Source organism: Schaalia sp. JY-X159 (genome assembly GCF_014525425.1).
Taxonomy (GTDB): Bacteria; Actinomycetota; Actinomycetes; order Actinomycetales; family Actinomycetaceae; genus Scrofimicrobium.
In genome coordinates, this window is the sequence record NZ_JACEXI010000004.1 from 35,778 (window position 1) to 55,435 (window position 19,658).

Here is a 19,658-nt window from a genome sequence, read left to right on the forward strand (position 1 = left end):
CGCCACCAAGTTGAGGAAAACTCTCGACAAACCCCCACTCGGTCCCGTCTATCTAGACCACGCAGCAACCACCCCCATGCGAGCGTCCGCGAAGCGGGCCTGGCTTGAGACCGTTGATGAACTCTCGGCTCGACCGGGAAACCCCTCGTCGCTCCACGCTGGTGGACGAGGTGCCCGGTTGCTGTTGGAGCAGGCGCGCGAACGGCTGGCCGAGGCGCTTGGTGGCGAACGTGCCGAAGTGGTCTTCACTTCCGGCGCAACGGAGTCAGCCGCTCTGGGAGTTTCAGGTGCTGCATTGGGCCGCAGAGCGATGCTCCCCGAATCAGAGTGGGCGTGGCTACTTTCAGGTGTGGAACACCCGGCAGTTCTTGAACAACGCGTGCCCCTACGTGCGACCGGCATTACTGACCTGATGATCCCGTTGCAAGATGACGGAGTCATCGACCTGGACGAGGACGCCCTGGCGTCTCGTACGGCCGGGCGTGAGATTGCCCTTGGTTCGCTGGCAATGGTTTGCTCCGAGACCGGAGTGATTCAGCCACTTGAGGAGTTCACGCAGATCTGCCGCAGACTTGCACCTGGTGCGTACGTGCATTCCGATGCGACGCAAGCGATCGGTAACCTTCCTGTGTCGTTCTCTGCTCTCGGCCTTGACCTCATGACGATTGGCGGTCACAAATTTGGGGCGCCAGTGGGAACCGGCGCACTGCTTGTAAAGAGAGGTGTAGCACTCAAGTCCGATCGGCCCGGAGGTGGCCACGAAAGAGGGATTCGCTCAGGAACCCCGGATGTTGCCGGCGCGGTTGCTCTTAGCGTCGCAGCACAGGAAGCAGTGGGTGAACTCGGTGAGCGTCGACGTGTGACAGCCAAAATGCGCGCCAAACTTCTGGGGGGACTTCCCGAGCAAGTTGCGCTGACAACGACTGCCGGAGCCGTTGAGTCGATAGTTCACCTCAGCCTCCCGACTGCCCACCCCGAGGTCATCCTGCTAGAGATGGACCGCCAGGGCATCCACGTTTCAGCCGGTTCCGCGTGCCACGCAGGCGTTACCAGACCCTCTTCCGTCCTCCTCCACATGGGGCGTGATGAACACTCCGCCCTCGGGGTTCTCAGAGTGTCAATGAGTGCCACAACTTCAGAAGAAGAGATTGACAGATTCCTCGCAGCTTTGCCCCACGCTCTTGAGCAAGCGCAACGGATGGACCAGTATGACCTGCGAGGTAGCTCCCGGTCATTTCGCCGAAAGGGTGGGGAGATGGAAGGTCAAGGGGTACCAAAATGAGAGTTCTTGCGGCACTGTCGGGCGGCGTTGATTCAGCTGTTGCAGCGGCGCTTGCGGTCGACGCCGGTCATGATGTCACAGCCGTGCACATGGCGTTGTCTAGTGAACCGCAAGCCTGCCGGGTCGGATCCCGGGGCTGCTGCTCGTTAGAGGACTCCCAAGATGCGGCGCGAGCTGCGGAGATCCTCGGGGTTCCCTTCTATGTTTGGGACCTTTCGGAGCAGTTCGAAGAGACTGTCATTGACGACTTCTTGGCGGAGTACCGAGCGGGGCACACACCGAACCCCTGCGTTCGTTGTAATGAGTTCGTGAAGTTCAAAGAGTTGCTGGATCGCGGTCGGGCCCTAGGTTTCGATGCGGTTTGCACGGGTCACTACGCGAAGTTGGTCCATGGACCAGATGGCTGCGAACTTCATCGCGGCGATGATGAGTTGAAGGACCAGAGTTACGTTCTGGCGGTGATGGGCCGCGACGAGCTATCGCATGTTCTACTTCCACTGGGCGATGCGCCCTCGAAGGCATGGGTCCGTGAGCAGGCGGAAATCCGTGGTCTTGGGGTTTCCAACAAACCTGATTCGTACGATATTTGCTTCATTCCCGACGGTGACACGGGCGGATTCCTTGAGCGCCACCTCGGCTCGGCGCCCGGGCAGATTGTCGATGAAGACGGCACGGTGCTCGGTGAGCATTCCGGGTATTACAAGTACACGATCGGGCAGAGAAAGGGCCTGCGCATTGGGACGCCCTCGACATCAGGAAAACCAAGGTACGTATTGGCGACCGAACCTGCAACCAATACCGTAGTGGTAGGCGAGTCGACTCTACTTTCCGTGAACACGATCGCGACCAGGAACCTGGTTTGGCAGTCAGCTCCGGAAGACCTCGTTGTGGACGAGGACGCGCAGGAAGCGTTTGGTACAGCAATGGGGACAAGGGCCCTGAGAGACGTCCCTGAGAACGTCTTCACGGTGCAGATTCGAGCTCACGGCACACCAACGGTGGTTGCTGCTCTGCAGGTTGTGTCCGCGCACGACGGGGACGCCCTCGAACACTTGGTCGTTAAGCTGGCGGAGCCGATCCGTGGGGTCGCACCCGGCCAGTCCCTGGTGGTCTACAAGGGGCGCCGAGTTGTTGCAGAGGGGACCATTGCGACTGCGGTGAGGACTGCGATGTCGGTCTCATCATCGCAGCGTACGAATGTGGCATAGTTTGTAATCAGCCGTGTTTTGGGGCCGCGACACGCCCGAAACGTGAGCATTGGAGTCGAAGATGCCGACGGGGTGGTGTGTATCTCGTCCCAGGGAGTTGGCGTTGGGGGCCAAGGCATGCCAAACTATGCAAGCTGCCCTGCGCAAGCGGGGTAGTCCTGGACGCGGTAGACGCTGAAGGTTGAGGCACTTTTCGGTTCCTCCTTCTTCAGTGCGTACTTGCAGAAAGGTAAGGCCCGGGCACCAGAGCCTGGCCGACGGGAATACCCCACAGCCCTAGTTTCCAAAGTGGAAGCAGGTCGGGGCTCAGTTCGCTGAGTTCCGATTCCGACAGGGTTCAAGACGTGGGAGAACAAGTCGGCACTAGCGGACCCCGGAGCCGTAGTTCTTTTGACAAGACATAGGCCCAACCAGAGCCGATCTGGAAGCCGCAACGGTGTGCGTCTCATCGCAGACACGCCCGAATGCGGGGGCCGGTGACGAATCTGTACGAGAAGAGGTAGACGGCATGGCGGCACAAAAAATCCGCATCCGGCTGAAGTCGTATGACCACGAGGTCATCGATAGCTCTGCGCGCAAGATTGTAGATACTGTGCAGCGTGCTGGTGCCACTGTCGTGGGCCCGGTGCCGCTTCCGACCGAGAAGAACGTGTTTGTCGTTATTCGGTCGCCGCACAAGTACAAGGACAGCCGCGAGCAGTTCGAGATGCGCACGCATAAGCGGCTCATCGACATCATTGATCCCACGCCCAAGGCCGTTGATTCGCTTATGCGTCTCGACCTGCCGGCGGACGTGAACATCGAGATTAAACTCTGAGGACATCGGAATGACTACTGACACCAAGACTGCGGCCCTACTCGGCCGCAAGCTCGGCATGACCCAGGTCTGGGACGAGGACGGAAAAGTTGTCCCCCTGACGGTTGTGCAGGTTGGCAAGAACGTCGTTACTCAGGTGCGTACCGAAGAGAACGACGGCTACTCTGCCGTCCAAATTGGCTTTGAGGATATTGATCCTCGTCGCGTGACCAAGCCTCTGCTTGGCCACTTTGAAAAGGCCGGGGTTACACCCAAGCGCCACCTCGCGGAGTTCCGCACAGCCGAAGCCGCAGATTTTGCGGTTGGCTCGGAACTTGCAGCCGACACCTTTGAAGTGGGCCAGAAGGTTGATGTTTCTGGCAACACCAAGGGCAAGGGCTTCGCAGGTGTGATGAAGCGTCACGGCTTTGCAGGTGGCCCAGCATCACACGGCGCTCACAAAATCCACCGCAAGCCCGGTTCAATCGGTGCTTGTGCGACTCCTGGTCGCATCTTCCGCGGACAGCGCATGGCTGGCCGCATGGGTGGAGAAAAGCGCACGGTCCAGAACCTGATTGTTCAGGGCGTCGACACAGAACGTGGCCTCCTGCTGATCAAGGGCGCTATTCCTGGCCCTCGTAAGGCTGTTGTCATGGTTCGTACCGCTGTGAAGGGGGCCTGAGCATGGCGAAGAACATCACCGCAGGTGAAGATCGTAAGGTTCCTGTCTACGACGCCGAAGGCGCAAAGACGAAGGCAACCGTTGTTCTCCCGGCGTCGATTTTCGACGTTGCTCTGAACATTCCACTTATCCACCAGGTCGTCGAGGCGCAGCGTGCTGCAGCCCGACAGGGAACCCACGCGACGAAGACTCGCTCGGAGGTTTCCGGCGGCGGGAAGAAGCCGTGGCGTCAGAAGGGTACAGGTCGCGCTCGTCAGGGTTCGATCCGCGCTCCCCAGTGGAAGGGTGGAGCTGTTGTCCACGGACCACAGCCGCGTGACTACTCGCAGCGCACACCCAAGAAGATGATTGCGGGCGCTCTGCGCTCTGCACTGTCGGATCGCGCTCGTAACGACGCGATTATCGTCTTCTCAAGCCTTGTGTCGTCTGATACTCCTTCCACGAAGGCAGCAATCGCGACACTGCGCGCAGTTACAGATGCCAAGAAGGTTCTGATCGTTATCGATCGTGAGCAGGCTGGAGCAGAGGTCGCTGTACGTTCTTTCAAGAACATTGAGGGCGTAGGCATCGTCTGGTCGGATCAGTTGAACACATATGACGTGGTTGATTCAGATCGCGTTGTGTTCACCGAAGCAGCCCTCGCCGCCTACATCGAGCGCATCAACAAGGCACGCGCCCACGCGGCACGCGAAATCGCTGAGGCGCAGGACGAGGTCGTTGAGTCCAAGGTCAAGGCGAAGAAGGAAGCGAAGGCAGACAAGACCACGGAGTCTTACGAAGCCGATCACGCCAAGAAGGAAGCCAAGACCGCTAAGGCCGAAGCTGCAAAAAAGGCTAAGGAGGACGACAAGTGAGCCTCGAAGCAACAAAGAATCCGCGTGACATCATCTTGAAGCCCGTCGTGACTGAGAAGTCATCGCTGAGCCAGGACGAAGGAAAGTACACGTTTGAAGTTGACCCCAGGGCCAACAAGACGGAAATCAAGAACGCGATCGAAGATCTCTTTGGCGTGAAGGTAGAGAAGGTGGCGACTCAGAACCGTCAGGGCAAGGCTTTCCGCCGCCGTGATGGTCTTGGACGTCGCAAGAACGTCAAGCGTGCGATCGTCACTGTCCGCGAAGGTTCCATCGACATTTTCGGTGAGTCCGGGATCTAGAGCGCAGGGGTAGAAGAAATATGGCTATTCGCAAATATAATCCGACGACTCCTGGTCGTCGCCACGGGAGCGTCTCAGACTTCTCTGAGATCACGCGCTCTTACCCTGAAAAGTCTCTGGTGCGTCCGATCACGAAGACTGGTGGACGTAACTCCTACGGACGAGTCACTTCTCGCCACCGCGGTGGCGGCCACAAGCGCGCGTACCGTTTGATTGACTTCAAGCGGAATGACAAAGATGGCGTACCAGCACGTGTTGCGCAGATCGAATACGATCCCAACCGCACTGCTAACATCGCTCTGCTGCACTACGCAGACGGAGAGAAGCGTTACATCATCGCTCCTCAGGGTGTGACGGTTGGAACGGTTATTGAGAACGGTCCTAAGGCCGATATCAAGCCGGGTAACAACCTGCCCATGCGCAACATTCCACTGGGTACTGTGATCCACGCTGTTGAACTCAACGCTGGACAGGGAGCACGTCTGGCTCGGTCTGCGGGATCTTCGATCCAGCTGGTTGCCAAGGAAGGTCGCTTCGCTCAGTTGCGTCTACCCTCGGGTGAGATCCGCAATGTGGATGTTGACTGCCGTGCAACGATCGGCACCGTAGGGAACGCCGAACAAGGCAATATTTCCCTCGGCAAGGCTGGTCGCGCACGTTGGAAGGGCCAGCGTCCCAAGGTTCGTGGTGTTGCTATGAACCCGGTCGATCACCCACACGGTGGCGGCGAGGGGCGTACCTCTGGTGGCCGGCACCCGGTCAGCCCATGGGGTAAGCCTGAAGGCCGTACTCGGCGTCCGAATAAGGCGAGCGACAAGCAGATTGTTCGCCGTCGTCGTACTGGCAACAAGCGCTGATAGGGAGCTGGACACATGCCACGTAGTTTGAAGAAGGGTCCCTACGTAGACCCAAGCTTGCAGAAGAAGGTCGACGAGCAGATTGAGAAGGGTACGAAGCAGGTCATCAAGACTTGGTCGCGCCGCTCGATGATTACTCCGGACTTCCTGGGCCTCACCTTCGCAGTTCACGACGGTCGCCGCCATGTGCCGGTGTACGTCACCGAATCTATGGTTGGTCACAAGCTCGGCGAGTTTGCGCCTACGCGCACTTTCCGTAGCCACGTGAAGGACGACCGTAAGGGCCGGCGTCGCTAGACGCTGGGGAAGCAAGGAGCTAGAAGATGGAAGCCAAGGCGAAGGCGCGCTACGTTCGCGTCACGCCCCAGAAGGCACGACGGGTCGTTAACGAGGTCCGTGGGAAGTCCTTCCTTGAGGCAGCCGACATGCTTACGTTCGCCCCCCAGCGGGTGGCCCGTGATGTCAACAAGATTCTTCACTCGGCAGTTGCCAATGTGAAGGTCCTTGCCGACAAGAACGGTGAGAACGTACAGGATGCCGATTTGTGGATTCTTGAGACATATGTCGATGAGGGTCCGACTATGAAGCGTTTCCAGCCACGCGCCCAGGGCCGTGCAGGAACGATTCTGAAGCGTACCAGCCACATCACTGTGGTTGTTGGAACTAAAGACGAGAAGGAAGGGGATCGCTAGATGGGCCAGAAGGTAAACCCCACTGGTTTCCGCCTGGGGATCACCACCGAACACCGTTCGCGGTGGTTCTCGGACTCGACTACCAAGGGACAGCGCTACAGCGACTATGTAGCCGAGGACGTCAAGATCCGCGAGGTTCTTTCGGACGGCCTCGAACGTGCTGGCATCTCTAAGGTAGAGATCGAGCGCACGCGGGATCGCGTACGAGTTGACCTGCACACTGCACGTCCAGGCATTGTCATTGGACGTCGTGGTGCTGAGGCAGACCGTTTGCGTCAGGACCTGGAGAAGCTCACGGGCAAGCAGGTACAGCTGAACATCCTTGAGGTCAAGAACCCCGAGATTGATGCTCAGTTGGTTGCCCAGGGAGTAGCAGAGCAGCTTGCTGCACGCGTCTCCTTCCGCCGGGCAATGCGTAAGGCAATGCAGTCTGCGCAGCGCGCGGGAGCAAAGGGCATTCGTGTCCAGTGCTCCGGGCGACTTGGTGGCGCAGAAATGTCACGTAGCGAGTTCTACCGTGAGGGCCGCGTGCCCTTGCAGACGCTGCGCGCAAACATTGATTACGGCTTCTTTGAAGCACGTACCACATTCGGCCGCATTGGCGTCAAGGTGTGGATCTACAAGGGTGACATGACCGAACGCGAGTTCGCACGTGCCCAGGCCGAGCAGGCGAACCGTGGCGGAGGACGCCGCGGAGATCGTCGCGGTGGTCCGGGACGTCGTGGCGGGCGTGATGGAGGCGCTGGACGCACTCCTCGCACCGGTGGTCAGGGAACCGAAGCTGCCGATCAGGCTCCCGCAACCGCTGACGCGGATCTGCAGGCACCTGTCGCTGAGACCGCTACGGAGGCCTGAAGCACATGCTGATTCCCCGTCGAGTAAAGTACCGCAAGCAGCACCGGCCAAACCGTAAGGGCATGGCCAAGGGTGGCACGGAGTTGGCCTTCGGCGACTACGGCATTCAAGCGCTGGAGCACGCCTACCTGACCAACCGTCAGATCGAGGCAGCTCGTATCGCTATGACGCGTCACATCAAGCGTGGCGGTAAGGTTTGGATCACTGTGTTCCCGGACCGCCCGCTAACAAAGAAGCCTGCCGAGACCCGCATGGGTTCGGGTAAGGGTGCTCCTGAATGGTGGGTTGCCCCGATTAAGCCCGGACGCATTCTGTTTGAGCTTGGTGGTGTCCCGGAGCCTTTGGCACGTGAGGCTATGCGCCGCGCCCGTCACAAGCTTCCGATTAAGACCCGATTTGTGGTCCGTGAGGGTGTGGAGAACTGATGGCAGACAACGTATTGACCACAGCGGATCTAGATGCAATGGATGACGCTGCACTCCGCAAGGAGCTGGAGCGCGCTAAGGCCGAACTGTTCAACTTGCGTTTTTCGCAGGCTGTCGGAGGTCTTGAGGATTCGGGTCGCATGAAGGCAGTTCGCAAGAACATTGCCCGCATTTACACGATTGCGCGTGAACGTGAACTTGGTTTCCGTACTGCGCCCGGTAGCGAGGATTAGAAGAGATGGCAGATTCAACTGCTCCCGAGCGTAATCAGCGCAAGACGCGCCGAGGCTATGTCTCGAGCGACAAGATGGATAAGACCGTCGTGGTGGTCCTTGAGGACCGCATCAAGCACCCGCTGTACGGCAAGGTGCTTCGCAAGGCCGTCAAGGTCAAGGCACACGATGAAAATAACGAATGCGGCGTGGGTGACCTCGTGCGCATCATGGAGACTCGTCCGCTGTCAGCGACAAAGCACTGGCGCGTAGTCGAGATCCTGGAAAAGGCGAAGTAGTGAGTTGGGCCAAAGGATCACTCCTTTGGCCCAACATTCCACTAGCATTTCCAAGCAACCAAATCCGTTCGGCCAGGCTCTCTGGCTCGCCAGAGAGAACCAGCACGACGACAGGAGTCATAAGGAATGATCCAGCAGGAGTCACGACTCAAGGTCGCTGATAACACGGGCGCAAAGGAACTTCTTTGCATCCGTGTTTTGGGCGGCTCGGGTCGGCGCTACGCGGGCATTGGCGACACGATTGTCGCCTCGGTCAAGGACGCGATCCCAGGCGGCAACGTCAAGAAGGGTGAAGTCGTCAAGGCTGTCATAGTCCGCACGAAGAAACCATCCCGTCGGTTGGATGGCTCATACATCCGTTTCGACGAAAACTCGGCCGTTATCTTGAAAGCTGACGGTAGCGAACCGCGTGGCACGCGCATTTTCGGCCCTGTCGGCCGTGAACTGCGTGACAAGAAGTTCATGCGCATCGTCTCGCTAGCACCGGAGGTAATCTGATGGCCGCGAAGATCAAAAAGGGTGACCTCGTAGAGGTCGTTCGAGGACGTACATCGGACTCGAAGAAGATGAATGCGCGCAATGCTCGCCGCGACGCCGAGGGTCTTGAGCCATTGGCAGCGGGGGACAAAGGCAAACAGGGTCGTGTCATCAAGGTTTTCCCTGAGGATGGCACAGCACTGGTCGAAGGTGTAAACCTGAAGACGCGCCACGTCCGTCCCGGACAGTCCGGCGATCAGGGGGGCATCGTGACAAGCGAAGCACCAATTTCCCTGGCAAAGCTCGCCCTCGTCGACCCTTCGACTGGCAAGCCAGTTCGCGTCGGGTTCCGTGAGGACGTCGTGGAGCGCGATGGCAAAAAGAAGACCATCCGTGTTCGCGTTGCCCGTGGTGGCAGCCGCCGTGGCATCACACCGGGTAAGGAGCTTGACGCATGAGCCCGCGTTTGAAGGAAAAGTACGAGGACAAGGTCAAGGCGGAACTGATTGAACAGTTCAATCTTGAGAACGTCATGCAGGTTGGCAAGCCGGTAAAGGTTGTCGTCAACATGGGTGTGGGTGAAGCCGCTCGGGATGCGAAGGCTCTCGATGGTGCTATTGCCGACCTCCAGGCGATCACAGGTCAGAAGCCGCGCATCAACCGCGCCAAGAAGTCCATTGCCCAGTTCAAGCTTCGCGAGGGCCAGGCAATCGGTGCGTCCGTAACGCTACGTGGCGATCGCATGTGGGAGTTCCTGGATCGACTGCTGTCGGTTTCGCTGCCCCGTATTCGCGACTTCCGCGGCTTGTCTCCCAAGCAGTTTGACGGACATGGCAACTACACCTTTGGTTTGACAGAACAGTCCATGTTCCACGAAATCAACGTTGACAACATTGACCGTGTTCGCGGTATGGACGTCACCATTGTTACGTCTGCAGATACCGATGAGCAGGGGCGTGAGCTCTTGCGTAAACTCGGTTTCCCTTTCAAGGAGGCGTAACCGATGGCAAAAACATCGCTGAAAATCAAGGCTAGCCGCAAGCCCAAGTTTGCTGTGCGTGCCTACACCCGGTGCAACCGTTGCGGTCGACCCAAGTCGGTCTACCGTAAGTTCGGCCTGTGCCGCATCTGCCTGCGTGAACTCGCCCTTAAGGGTGACCTCCCGGGCGTAACGAAGAGCAGCTGGTAACACTTACGACGTAGGTCTACGGGCATTACGCCCGATAGCGGAAACCGCGTCGAGGAAGGGGTCCGCCCCAAAATGACAATGACTGATCCAATCGCAGATATGCTAACGCGTCTGCGCAACGCGAACCAGGCTCACCATGAGTCTGTGTCGATGCCGTACTCCAAACTGAAGAATGCCATTGCGCAGATTCTCCTCAGTGAGGGCTACATCAAGGCGATTTCTGTCGAGGATGCCCGTGTGGGCAAGACTCTGGTACTCAGCCTGAAGTACGGAAACAAGCGCGAAAGGGCCATCACCGGCCTGCGGCGCATTTCCAAGCCGGGGCTGCGTGTATACGCGAAGTCCACAAACCTCCCGCAGGTCCGCGGTGGTCTAGGCGTGGCGATTCTTTCGACCTCGTCCGGATTGCTGACAGATCGCCAGGCGGCCGACAAAGCCGTGGGCGGCGAAGTTGTCGCCTACGTCTGGTAAGGGAAGAGCGAATGTCACGTATCGGTAAGCAGCCGGTGGTTATTCCCGCCGGTGTAGAAGTAAAGATTGACGGAAACGTCGTCACCGTTGTGGGCCCGAAGGGGACTCTCACTCAGGAACTGCGTGCCCCCATCACCGCGAAGGTTGAGGGTGGCGAGGTTGTTCTTGAGCGCCCCGTGGATACCCGTGAGGCGCGCGCATTGCACGGCCTGTACCGGACCCTCGTCGCGAACATGGTGGAGGGTGTCACCAACGGGTACTCGAAGACACTTGAGATTGTCGGTACCGGTTACCGTGCAACTCAGAAGGGCGCGAATGTCGAGTTTGCGCTTGGGTACTCGCACTCGATCACGGTGGAACCAGAAGCCGGTATTGAACTTGCGGTCCCTTCACAGACCAAGGTCGTGGTGAGCGGAATCGACAAGCAGCAGGTAGGCGAAGTCGCGGCGAACATACGCAAGCTGCGCAAACCAGAGCCTTACAAGGGCAAGGGTATTCGCTACGAGGGCGAAGTCGTACGTCGCAAGGTCGGAAAGGCGGGTAAGTGATGGCTTACGCGGTCAAAGGTAAGGGCAAGGTTATTGCTCGTAAGCGCCGCCACCAGCGTGTGCGTCAGAAGGTCAATGGCACCGCCAGTCGTCCTCGGCTGGTCGTCACCCGCTCGAACCGTCACATGTTCGCCCAGGTTGTCAACGACACTGAGGGCAACACCGTAGTGTGGGCGTCCACCATGGAGCCCGAACTACGCAGCGACGATGCGAAGAAGACGGACAAGGCTCGTAAGGTCGGTGAGCTCATCGCTCAGCGTGCCAAAGAGGCCGGCATTGAAGAGGTCGTATTTGACCGCGGTGGCAACGTCTACCACGGCCGAGTTGCGGCAGTAGCGGAAGGCGCCCGTGAGGGCGGCCTGAAGCTGTAGGCGCGAGAAAAGGAAGAGAGAGTATCTGATGGCTGCACAGCAGCGAGGTAGTAACGATCAGGACAGTTCCGCGCGCCAGAGCCGCGATGGGGCAGGTCAGGGTCAAGGCCAGGGCCGTGGTCGTGGTGGCCGCGGTGGTGACCGTCGCGACAACCGTCGCGAACAAGATCGCAATCAGTATCTGGAGCGTGTTGTCGCTATCAACCGTGTGTCGAAGGTTGTGAAGGGTGGCCGACGCTTTTCCTTCACCGCCCTCGTCGTTGTCGGCGATGGCGAAGGTATGGTCGGGATCGGTTACGGCAAGGCCAAGGAAGTTCCAGCGGCTATTGCCAAGGGTGTTGAGGAAGCAAAGAAGAGCTTCTTCCGCGTTCCCATGATTCGCAGGTCGATTCCCCACAAGGTTCAAGGTGAAGATGCAGCGGGCGTAGTAATGTTGCGTCCTGCCTCTCCGGGTACCGGTGTAATCGCCGGTGGTCCTGTGCGCGCCGTACTGGAATGCGCTGGCATTCACGATGTGCTGACGAAGTCACTTGGATCTTCAAACGCAATCAACATCGTGCGTGCAACAGTTGCAGCGCTCAAGCAGCTTGATGAGCCTGAGGCAGTGGCTGCTCGTCGTGGCCTCCCACTGGAGCGTGTAGCACCGGCAGCAATGCTTCGTGCACGTGCAGAAGGTGTTGCTGACAAGAAGGCAGCGGCGGAAGCCGCTGAAGCAGACAAGGCAGCAGCGGGGGTGAGCAACTGATGGCGAAGGTCGAAATCACTCTGAAGAAGTCACTTTCCGGCCAGAAAGAGAACATTCGCGAGTCCGCGAAGTCCCTGGGTCTGAAGAAGATTGGTCAAAAGACTGTCCGTGAGGACACCGCGGTTGTTCGAGGCCAAATTCAAACAATCAAGCACCTGGTAGAAGTAGAGGAGGCGAAGTAGGTATGGCTACTAACAAGAAGAACGCCAATCTGCCCGCCGAGGGCGAGGTGTTGAGGCTACATCACTTGGCTCCCGCACCCGGTGCCAAGAAGGATCGCACCCGTGTGGGTCGTGGTGAAGGTTCCAAGGGTAAGACCGCGGGTCGCGGCACCAAGGGAACCAAGGCACGCTATCAGGTTCCCCTCGGATTCGAGGGTGGCCAGATGCCCATCCACATGCGTCTTCCGAAACTGCGTGGGTTCACAAACCCCTTCCGTGTCGAGTACCAGGTTGTAAATCTGGACACTCTGGCTGGTGCTTACCCTGAGGGTGGTTCAGTCACGGTTGAGGATCTTGTCGCCAAGCGTCTTGTACGTAAGGGAGAGCCGGTCAAGGTTCTCGGTGGCGGCGAAATCGCAGTGGCACTGGAAGTTGAGGTCGACAAGTGGTCGGCTTCGGCAGAGGCGAAAATCAAGGAGGCGGGCGGCTCAATCTCCGCTCGCTAGTAAGAGTGGAGGGTACCGAAACTCGGTGCCCTCCCTTTTTCTTACATCAAATTTGTGCTTGCTCATCGAATGTGGGCACCGCAACCCGACTTAGGAAGTAGTCTGGGCTAGTCTCAAAGCTTGTCCAGATGGCTAATGCCCCCCGGGGTTTGGAGGAAGTGTGTTCAAGGCTTTCGCACAGGCATTCCGTACGCCTGATCTGCGACGAAAGATTCTCTTTTCGTTGCTAATCATGGCTCTGTACCGCCTTGGAACCTTTATTCCCACACCGGGAGTGTCGGCTTCGAACGTAAATGCGTGTCTCGCCCAGCAGGAATCAACTTCTGTGCTCGACATGTTCAACCTGTTCTCGGGCGGCGCTTTGATGCAGCTGTCCATCTTCGCCCTCGGCATCATGCCGTACATTACGGCGTCGATCATCATCCAGGTTCTCAGGGTCGCAGTGCCAAGGTTGCAGGATCTACATCTTGAGGGACAGTCGGGACAGTCAAAGCTGACTCAGTACACCCGCTATCTGACAATCTTCCTGGCGATCTTGCAGTCGACAACGATGATCACAATGGCAGCGTCCGGGCAGATGTTCCCCAACTGCCCCAATGAGGTCATCCCGAATGCAACATTCGCGACCTACCTATTCATGGTTGTGGTTATGACCGCGGGGACGTCCGTCATCATGTGGTTCGGCGAACTCATTACGGAGCGCGGAGTCGGCAACGGAATGTCCCTGCTGATCTTCACTTCGATCGTCGCAACTATGCCCATGCAGCTGTGGGACATCGGAATGACCAAAGGCTGGCTGACGGTCTTGGCCATTCTGGTGATCATCTTGGCAGTAACGGTTGCGGTCGTTTACGTTGAACAAGCGCAGAGGCGAATCCCCGTTCAGTACGCCAAGCGAATGGTCGGTCGGCGCACCTACGGTGGGACCACTACCTACATCCCACTGAAGATCAACATGGCGGGTGTTATCCCCGTTATCTTCTCCACTTCCATCCTGGGTCTACCGCCGTTGATTGCACAGTTTGGAGATCCCGCATCTGGCTGGGTGCAGTGGATTGGACGAAACTTCTCCCATCAGAGCGGTTGGTACATGTTGACCAACGCTGCGCTGATCCTGGCGTTTGCCTTCTTCTACACTTCCATCACCTTCAACCCTGATGAAGTCTCTGACAACATGAAGCGCTACGGTGGGTTCATTCCTGGGTACAGGGCAGGCAAACCTACCGCGGACTACCTGCGTTACGTCATCAACCGCATCACCACTGTCGGATCGATCTACCTGGTGATTGTTGCGATTCTGCCTTCGATAATCATGATCCCGCTGAACCTCGGTCCGAACCAGATGCCATTTGGCGGAACCACCCTATTGATCATGGTTGGTGTCGGCCTGCAGACCGTCAAGGAAGTAAACTCTCAACTACAACAGCACCACTATGAGGGATTCTTGAAATGACCGCGATGATCCTGCTCGGTCCGCCCGCCGTTGGGAAGGGCACACAGGCTGTCTGGCTTGCGGAGTGCCTGGGCGTTCCGACAATTTCGACGGGGCAGATCTTCAGAAGCAACATCGAGGACGGCACTGAGTTAGGTCGACTCGCCGACTCCTACATCTCCAAAGGCAAGTTTGTCCCTGATTCGATAACGGTACCCATGGTGGACGCCCGGCTTTCAGCTCCGGATGTCGAGGGCGGATTTATTCTCGATGGGTTCCCCCGCAACTTAGATCAGGCACACGCTCTGCGTGACTTGCTGGCAAGTCGGGGGGTTAAACTCGACATCGTCCTCGAGCTCGAGGCCCCCGAGGGCGTTGTAGTGGAACGCCTGCAGAACCGGGCTGGACAGGAACACCGCAGTGACGACAAGGTAGACGTCTTTATTCAGAGGCTTAAGGACTACCACGAGCTAACAGAGCCGATCGCTACCTACTACGCGGATCAGGATCTCCTCGAAGTCATCGATGCGAACCAAGATCGTGAAGGCGTTCATGACGCCATCATGGCCGTGCTGAAAGACAAAGGTCTCTGCAAGTAGTGGAACGTCCAACCATCAAGTCGCCAACTGAACTTGAGTACATGCGTGAAGCAGGTCTGGTCGTAGCGGCAATCCATCAGGCACTCATTGATGCGACGAAACCCGGGGTTACGACCGCTCAACTCGACCAGGTTGTCGCCAATGTTGTTGCCGATGCGGGCGCAAAGCCTAACTTTCTTCATTATCAGGGGTTTCCTGCGACGGTGTGCATCTCAGTTAATGACGAGGTCGTGCACGGCATTCCGGGCAAACGCGCGATCCAGCTTGGCGATATTGTGTCGTACGACTGCGGTGCTTACGTGGTTCGCGCTGGCAAGAAGTGGCATGGTGACGCTGCAGTGACGGTGGTCGTTGGAGACACTCACATTCCGGATGCTCAGTTCGTGCAGGGGATTCGTCCCGAGGGGGAAGTTGGCGGAGTGAGCCCGGTGACTTTGTCGCGGCGCCGCACACTCTCTTCCGTAACCCGCGGATCTATGTGGGCTGGTATTGCAGCAGCAGCCAAAGCAAAGCGGACCAATGACGTTGCCGCGGCTATCGAGGACTTCGTGGAAGCCGAGGGCGCAGCAATCCAGGCCGATCAAGGGTGGTCCCCCGAGATTATCGAAGGCTACACGGGTCATGGAATCGGCACCCACCTGCATGAAGACCCGACGGTCTACAACTATCGGACCCGGGGTAGGAGCGGCAAGCTGGTCGCCGGGATGGCGATTTGTATTGAGCCGATGGTCATTGCAGGGGACTCGACCTCGGCCGTCCTCGATGACGAGTGGACTGTTGTCACAGTCGAGGGTACTGATGCCGCTCACTGGGAACACACCGTGGCGATCGGTAAACATGGAATTTCCGTGCTGACTGCTTCCGATGCTGGAGCCGCAGGCCTAGCCCCATTTGGGATTACGCCGATTCGCAGCTTCATCTAGCAGAAGTTTTCGTGAGTTCCATAACTACCTGCTGCTGGCCCTTTGTCAACAACTAAGTCTGCACTAGGCTAAACAGTCGGGCATACTCATTTCGGGTGCCACTGGCTAAGCGTAAGGACCAGCGGAATATATGGCAAAAAAGGACGGCGTAATCGAAGTCGAGGGCAGTGTCGTTGAGGCGCTCCCAAATGCGATGTTTCGTGTCGAACTTGAAAACGGACACATCGTGCTCGCACACATCTCAGGCAAGATGCGGCAGCACTACATCCGAATTCTGCCTGACGACCGCGTGGTTGTTGAACTAAGCCCGTATGACTTGTCACGTGGACGGATTGTCTACCGCTACAAGTAAGGTTCGGTTGGTTAATCTTCGTGGGGAACGCAAGGGATCCTCGTAGACGGCCTCGACAGTTGCGACTTGCAACAAAGGAACAGCAATGAAAGTAAAACCAAGCGTCAAGCGGATCTGTGACAAGTGCAAGGTGATTCGTCGCCACGGCACCGTCATGGTGATTTGCGAGAACCCCCGCCACAAGCAGCGCCAGGGCTGACACCAGTCAGATAGGAGCCCGAAGAGATTCGGGTGGTATCGGAAAAGCTCTCCCGAACAGGACGGATGTCCTGGACCCTCGGTTCGGAGGCCGAGGCTGGCGGCAGTCTGAAAGGACAGCGTCAGTAGGGAAGGCAAGACCTTCGAAAACAATGGAGCATAGAGGAACATGGCACGTATCGCCGGCGTCGACCTCCCCCGCGACAAGCGGCTTGAGGTTGCGCTTACCTACATTTATGGCATTGGACGCACCCGTTCTATAGAGACGCTGCAGGCCACGGGCATTAGCCCCGACCTGCGCGTAAAGGACGCCACAGAAGAAGACATGGTTGCCCTACGTCAGTACATCGAAACCCACTTTGAGGTGGAGGGCGATCTACGACGTGAGGTCCAGGCGGATATCCGTCGCAAGATCGAAATCGGCAGCTACCAGGGCATGCGTCACCGTCGTGGCCTTCCGGTTCGCGGCCAGCGCACAAAGACTAACGCCCGCACCCGTAAGGGTCCGAAGCGTACGGTCGCCGGTAAGAAGAAGTAGACGGGTAGGTAGGGAATATGGCACAGAAGACCCGCGCCACAACCTCGCGTAAGCCGCGACGGAAAGAACGGCGCAATGTAACGAACGGCCAAGCTCATATCCGTTCGACTTTTAACAACACGATCATTTCGATCACCGATACCACAGGCGCTGTCATTGCTCAGTGCTCTTCGGGTCAGGTCGGCTTCAAGGGGTCGCGTAAGTCGACACCATTTGCGGCGCAGCTGGCTGCAGAGGCTGCCGCTCGACGTGCGCAGGAACAGGGCATGAAGAAGGTTGATGTCTTCGTAAAGGGCCCCGGCTCTGGACGCGAGACAGCTATCCGTTCGCTGCAGGCCGCTGGTCTTGAGGTTGGCACCATTCAGGATGTCACACCACAGGCTTTCAATGGTTGCCGTCCTCCTAAGCGTCGACGCGGCTAATTGACTTCTGCTTGGGCGGGTAAGAGCTCGCCCAAGCGCATATTTCACAGGTTATTTCCCGCCCGGTGGGGCGGATCCGCCCTCGGTGTCATATAGCGGGCACCGGGAAGAAAGGAATCAACGTGCTCATTGCACAGCGACCAATCCTGACTGAAGAAGTCATTTCTGATAACCGTTCACGCTTCACCCTTGAGCCTCTGGAGCCTGGTTTTGGCTACACGCTTGGTAACTCTTTGCGCCGTACTCTGCTGTCCTCTATTCCGGGCGCTGCAGTCACATCGCTTCGTATCGAAGGTGTTCCGCACGAATTCGAGACGATCGAGGGCGTAAAGGAAGATGTTGCTGAGATCATTCTGAGCATCAAGGCTCTGGTGTTGGCTTCGGACAACGACGAGCCTGTCGTGATGTACCTGCGTAAGTCAGGCCCCGGTGTCGTCCTAGCGTCTGACATCACACCTCCCGCTGGCGTGGAGATCCACAACCCGGATCTCGTTATTGCGACGCTCAACGAGAATGGGAAGTTGGAGGCTGAGCTGACTGTGGAGCGTGGCCGTGGCTACGTTCCGGCTGCTCAGAACAAGCACTTCGACGCTACGTACGACGAGATCCCGGTGGACTCGATCTACTCTCCGGTGCTGAAGGTGACCTACCGCGTGGAAGCAACACGTGTTGAGCAACGTACCGACTTTGACCGCCTCGTCCTCGACGTGGAGACAAAGCCGTCCATTGCTCCTCGCGATGCTGTTGCATCTGCAGGGAAGACACTGGTTGAGCTCTTCGGTTTGGCACGTGACTTGAACGTAGAAGCAGAGGGAATCGAAATCGGCGTTGCTGCCACTGACGAGACTCTTGCTGCGGACCTAGCACTGCCGATCGAAAGCTTGAACCTGCAGTCACGCTCGTACAACGCGCTGCGTCGTCGTGGCATCCTCACCGTTGGTGAGTTGGTGGCACACAGCGAGGCCGACCTGCTTGACATCCGCAACTTCGGCACCAAGTCGATTGAAGAGATCAAGGAGTCCCTTGCGACTCTGGGAATGGCTTTGAAGGATTCACCTCTGCCCGGTGAGGGTGGCGAATCCGGAGAGTCAATCTTCAGCGATGACCTGGGCTTATAGCCCAACCAACTTTTCTGATCCAACCTAAGTTATCCAGGAGCATTCATGCCCACTCCGAAGAAGGGCCCCCGGCTCGGCGCTAGCGCGTCACATCAGCGGAAGATTCTTGCGAACCTTTCGTCTCAGCTAATCTTCAACCGCTCGTTGAAGACAACTGAAGCCAAGGCCAAAACCCTCCAGCCATACTTCGAAAAGCTTGTCACGAAGGCGAAGAGCGGCACCATCCACGATCGCCGCGTCGTATCGCGCAAGATCACTGATCGCGATGCCGTTTACGAGCTGTTCGATGTCATCGCACCGGAACTCGATCCAGAGCGCAATGGCGGCTACACCCGGATTACCCGTATCGGTAACCGCAAGGGTGACAACGCCCCGATGTGCGTGATTGAGATTGTCCTTGAACCTGTCGTCAAGAAGGCAACCGTCAAGACTGCAGAAAAGGTTGCGGCTGCTGCCGTTGCCGAACCTGTGGTCGAAGAGGTTGAGGAAGTTCTCGAAGAAGCCGAAGAGGCCGTTGAGGCCGAAGAGGTTGCTGACGAGACCTCCGACGAGGACGACACCAAGTAGGTCGTTTCACTAGGAAGCCACCCCGTATCCGCTATGGATCGCCGGGGTGGCTTCTTTGTGTCTGCGCCGCCGCGCAGCGCGTCGGCCTCAGCCCAACCCCAACCTCCCCGACGCCCGCGACGCCCAGCCTTCCTCGACGCCCAGCCTTCCTCGACGCCCAGCCTTCCGTGAAATGTATACGTGGGGGCGAAATGATCGTCTGGGGTACGTACCCGAGAGGCACGTCTCATCCCCACGTATACATTTGGCGGCGTCCACCTCTCAACTCGTCAAAGCCCCGTGTGCGTGAGACTGCCTGTGGTTTTGGGGTGGGAGATGCGGAGCTATGACTGTTACGCCATACGGGGCCGGTTGCGCCTTACGGAGCGAGTTTAGCCGCATTTTCCCTAAAATCACACGGTTATGCGGACCAAACCCGCTCCGTAAGGCGCAACCCGCTCCCTTATGACACCGGGCAGCGTCGGAACCAACCTCAACAACGAGCAAACAACAACCCACCGACTCGAAACAGCCTGGCAACCCGCGATCACTTGAGTTCGGCCCCATCTAGGCGCCTCGGTCCCGCGGAGGTCGCATC

Annotated in this window: 31 protein-coding genes and 1 pseudogene; all 32 read left to right on the forward strand. The window is 58.0% G+C overall.

Annotated elements, in window-relative coordinates; translation table 11 throughout:
* Window positions 1-10: 10 nt before the first annotated feature.
* The 32 genes and pseudogenes from IDL90_RS07610 (at window position 11) to rplQ (ending at window position 19,081) form a co-directional block, all read left to right on the forward strand.
* Window positions 11-1,282, forward strand: a complete 1,272-nt coding sequence (locus IDL90_RS07610; RefSeq protein ID WP_262509127.1) for a cysteine desulfurase family protein — start codon at window positions 11-13, stop codon at window positions 1,280-1,282.
* On the forward strand, window positions 1,279-2,490 hold the full coding sequence (gene mnmA / locus IDL90_RS07615) for a tRNA 2-thiouridine(34) synthase MnmA (RefSeq protein ID WP_187995000.1): 1,212 nt from the start codon (window positions 1,279-1,281) through the stop codon (window positions 2,488-2,490). Before IDL90_RS07610 ends, mnmA begins: the two co-directional genes overlap by 4 nt.
* A gap of 508 nt (window positions 2,491-2,998) precedes the next feature.
* On the forward strand, window positions 2,999-3,307 hold the full coding sequence (gene rpsJ / locus IDL90_RS07620; protein WP_187995001.1) for a 30S ribosomal protein S10: 309 nt from the start codon (window positions 2,999-3,001) through the stop codon (window positions 3,305-3,307).
* Between the two features lie 10 nt (window positions 3,308-3,317).
* Complete coding sequence (gene rplC, locus IDL90_RS07625) at window positions 3,318-3,968, forward strand: 50S ribosomal protein L3 (protein WP_187995002.1); 651 nt, start codon at window positions 3,318-3,320, stop codon at window positions 3,966-3,968.
* 2 nt (window positions 3,969-3,970) lie between these two features.
* Window positions 3,971-4,621, forward strand: a pseudogene (gene rplD / locus IDL90_RS07630) (50S ribosomal protein L4); the annotation flags it as partial.
* A gap of 197 nt (window positions 4,622-4,818) precedes the next feature.
* The gene (rplW, locus tag IDL90_RS07635) at window positions 4,819-5,124 is read left to right on the forward strand and encodes a 50S ribosomal protein L23 (RefSeq protein WP_182142024.1); all 306 of its coding nucleotides are present in this window, start codon (window positions 4,819-4,821) and stop codon (window positions 5,122-5,124) included.
* A 20-nt stretch (window positions 5,125-5,144) separates the two neighbouring features.
* The gene (gene rplB / locus IDL90_RS07640) at window positions 5,145-5,981 is read left to right on the forward strand and encodes a 50S ribosomal protein L2 (RefSeq protein WP_182142025.1); all 837 of its coding nucleotides are present in this window, start codon (window positions 5,145-5,147) and stop codon (window positions 5,979-5,981) included.
* A gap of 15 nt (window positions 5,982-5,996) precedes the next feature.
* Window positions 5,997-6,278 carry a 30S ribosomal protein S19 gene (gene rpsS / locus IDL90_RS07645; RefSeq protein ID WP_182142026.1) on the forward strand — a complete coding sequence of 94 codons (282 nt, stop codon included), beginning with the start codon at window positions 5,997-5,999 and terminating at the stop codon, window positions 6,276-6,278.
* 26 nt (window positions 6,279-6,304) lie between these two features.
* Window positions 6,305-6,673: a 50S ribosomal protein L22 gene (gene rplV, locus IDL90_RS07650; protein ID WP_182142027.1), complete on the forward strand. Its 369-nt coding sequence runs from the start codon at window positions 6,305-6,307 to the stop codon at window positions 6,671-6,673.
* Window positions 6,674-7,528 (forward strand): 30S ribosomal protein S3, encoded by an 855-nt coding sequence (gene rpsC / locus IDL90_RS07655; RefSeq protein WP_182142028.1) that lies wholly within the window; start codon window positions 6,674-6,676, stop codon window positions 7,526-7,528.
* A gap of 5 nt (window positions 7,529-7,533) precedes the next feature.
* A complete protein-coding gene (rplP, locus tag IDL90_RS07660) occupies window positions 7,534-7,953 on the forward strand; it encodes a 50S ribosomal protein L16 (protein ID WP_182142029.1) in 420 nt (139 codons plus the stop codon).
* Window positions 7,953-8,186, forward strand: a complete 234-nt coding sequence (rpmC, locus tag IDL90_RS07665) for a 50S ribosomal protein L29 (protein ID WP_099331611.1) — start codon at window positions 7,953-7,955, stop codon at window positions 8,184-8,186. Before rplP ends, rpmC begins: the two co-directional genes overlap by 1 nt.
* A 5-nt stretch (window positions 8,187-8,191) precedes the next feature.
* Window positions 8,192-8,464, forward strand: a complete 273-nt coding sequence (gene rpsQ, locus IDL90_RS07670) for a 30S ribosomal protein S17 (protein WP_182142030.1) — start codon at window positions 8,192-8,194, stop codon at window positions 8,462-8,464.
* Between the two features lie 126 nt (window positions 8,465-8,590).
* A complete protein-coding gene (rplN, locus tag IDL90_RS07675; RefSeq protein WP_182142031.1) occupies window positions 8,591-8,962 on the forward strand; it encodes a 50S ribosomal protein L14 in 372 nt (123 codons plus the stop codon).
* The gene (rplX, locus tag IDL90_RS07680; RefSeq protein ID WP_187995004.1) at window positions 8,962-9,399 is read left to right on the forward strand and encodes a 50S ribosomal protein L24; all 438 of its coding nucleotides are present in this window, start codon (window positions 8,962-8,964) and stop codon (window positions 9,397-9,399) included. The genes rplN and rplX overlap by 1 nt, the downstream gene beginning before the upstream one ends.
* Entirely contained in the window at window positions 9,396-9,941 is a 546-nt protein-coding gene (rplE, locus tag IDL90_RS07685; RefSeq protein WP_182142033.1) for a 50S ribosomal protein L5, read from the forward strand. The genes rplX and rplE overlap by 4 nt, the downstream gene beginning before the upstream one ends.
* A 3-nt stretch (window positions 9,942-9,944) precedes the next feature.
* Complete coding sequence (locus tag IDL90_RS07690) at window positions 9,945-10,130, forward strand: type Z 30S ribosomal protein S14 (protein WP_182142034.1); 186 nt, start codon at window positions 9,945-9,947, stop codon at window positions 10,128-10,130.
* A 72-nt stretch (window positions 10,131-10,202) separates the two neighbouring features.
* The gene (gene rpsH, locus IDL90_RS07695; protein ID WP_182142035.1) at window positions 10,203-10,601 is read left to right on the forward strand and encodes a 30S ribosomal protein S8; all 399 of its coding nucleotides are present in this window, start codon (window positions 10,203-10,205) and stop codon (window positions 10,599-10,601) included.
* Window positions 10,602-10,612: 11 nt separating this feature from the next.
* The gene (gene rplF, locus IDL90_RS07700) at window positions 10,613-11,149 is read left to right on the forward strand and encodes a 50S ribosomal protein L6 (RefSeq protein WP_182142036.1); all 537 of its coding nucleotides are present in this window, start codon (window positions 10,613-10,615) and stop codon (window positions 11,147-11,149) included.
* Window positions 11,149-11,520, forward strand: coding sequence for a 50S ribosomal protein L18 (rplR, locus tag IDL90_RS07705; RefSeq protein WP_182142037.1), 372 nt, complete (start codon window positions 11,149-11,151; stop codon window positions 11,518-11,520). Before rplF ends, rplR begins: the two co-directional genes overlap by 1 nt.
* Before the next feature lie 28 nt (window positions 11,521-11,548).
* A complete protein-coding gene (gene rpsE, locus IDL90_RS07710) occupies window positions 11,549-12,265 on the forward strand; it encodes a 30S ribosomal protein S5 (RefSeq protein WP_182142038.1) in 717 nt (238 codons plus the stop codon).
* A complete protein-coding gene (gene rpmD, locus IDL90_RS07715) occupies window positions 12,265-12,447 on the forward strand; it encodes a 50S ribosomal protein L30 (protein ID WP_182142039.1) in 183 nt (60 codons plus the stop codon). Before rpsE ends, rpmD begins: the two co-directional genes overlap by 1 nt.
* Before the next feature lie 2 nt (window positions 12,448-12,449).
* On the forward strand, window positions 12,450-12,932 hold the full coding sequence (rplO, locus tag IDL90_RS07720) for a 50S ribosomal protein L15 (protein ID WP_187995005.1): 483 nt from the start codon (window positions 12,450-12,452) through the stop codon (window positions 12,930-12,932).
* Window positions 12,933-13,092: 160 nt separating this feature from the next.
* Entirely contained in the window at window positions 13,093-14,385 is a 1,293-nt protein-coding gene (gene secY / locus IDL90_RS07725) for a preprotein translocase subunit SecY (RefSeq protein ID WP_187995006.1), read from the forward strand.
* The gene (locus IDL90_RS07730) at window positions 14,382-14,963 is read left to right on the forward strand and encodes an adenylate kinase (protein WP_187995007.1); all 582 of its coding nucleotides are present in this window, start codon (window positions 14,382-14,384) and stop codon (window positions 14,961-14,963) included. The genes secY and IDL90_RS07730 overlap by 4 nt, the downstream gene beginning before the upstream one ends.
* A complete protein-coding gene (locus IDL90_RS07735) occupies window positions 14,963-15,886 on the forward strand; it encodes a M24 family metallopeptidase (protein WP_316930311.1) in 924 nt (307 codons plus the stop codon). Before IDL90_RS07730 ends, IDL90_RS07735 begins: the two co-directional genes overlap by 1 nt.
* A 130-nt stretch (window positions 15,887-16,016) precedes the next feature.
* The gene (gene infA / locus IDL90_RS07740; RefSeq protein WP_182142043.1) at window positions 16,017-16,238 is read left to right on the forward strand and encodes a translation initiation factor IF-1; all 222 of its coding nucleotides are present in this window, start codon (window positions 16,017-16,019) and stop codon (window positions 16,236-16,238) included.
* Between the two features lie 85 nt (window positions 16,239-16,323).
* Complete coding sequence (gene rpmJ, locus IDL90_RS07745) at window positions 16,324-16,437, forward strand: 50S ribosomal protein L36 (RefSeq protein ID WP_182142044.1); 114 nt, start codon at window positions 16,324-16,326, stop codon at window positions 16,435-16,437.
* A 168-nt stretch (window positions 16,438-16,605) separates the two neighbouring features.
* Complete coding sequence (gene rpsM, locus IDL90_RS07750) at window positions 16,606-16,974, forward strand: 30S ribosomal protein S13 (protein WP_187995008.1); 369 nt, start codon at window positions 16,606-16,608, stop codon at window positions 16,972-16,974.
* A 17-nt stretch (window positions 16,975-16,991) separates the two neighbouring features.
* The gene (gene rpsK / locus IDL90_RS07755; RefSeq protein WP_182142046.1) at window positions 16,992-17,396 is read left to right on the forward strand and encodes a 30S ribosomal protein S11; all 405 of its coding nucleotides are present in this window, start codon (window positions 16,992-16,994) and stop codon (window positions 17,394-17,396) included.
* Between the two features lie 122 nt (window positions 17,397-17,518).
* On the forward strand, window positions 17,519-18,514 hold the full coding sequence (locus IDL90_RS07760) for a DNA-directed RNA polymerase subunit alpha (RefSeq protein ID WP_182142047.1): 996 nt from the start codon (window positions 17,519-17,521) through the stop codon (window positions 18,512-18,514).
* 45 nt (window positions 18,515-18,559) lie between these two features.
* Window positions 18,560-19,081 (forward strand): 50S ribosomal protein L17, encoded by a 522-nt coding sequence (gene rplQ, locus IDL90_RS07765; protein ID WP_182142048.1) that lies wholly within the window; start codon window positions 18,560-18,562, stop codon window positions 19,079-19,081.
* Window positions 19,082-19,658: the final 577 nt, after the last annotated feature.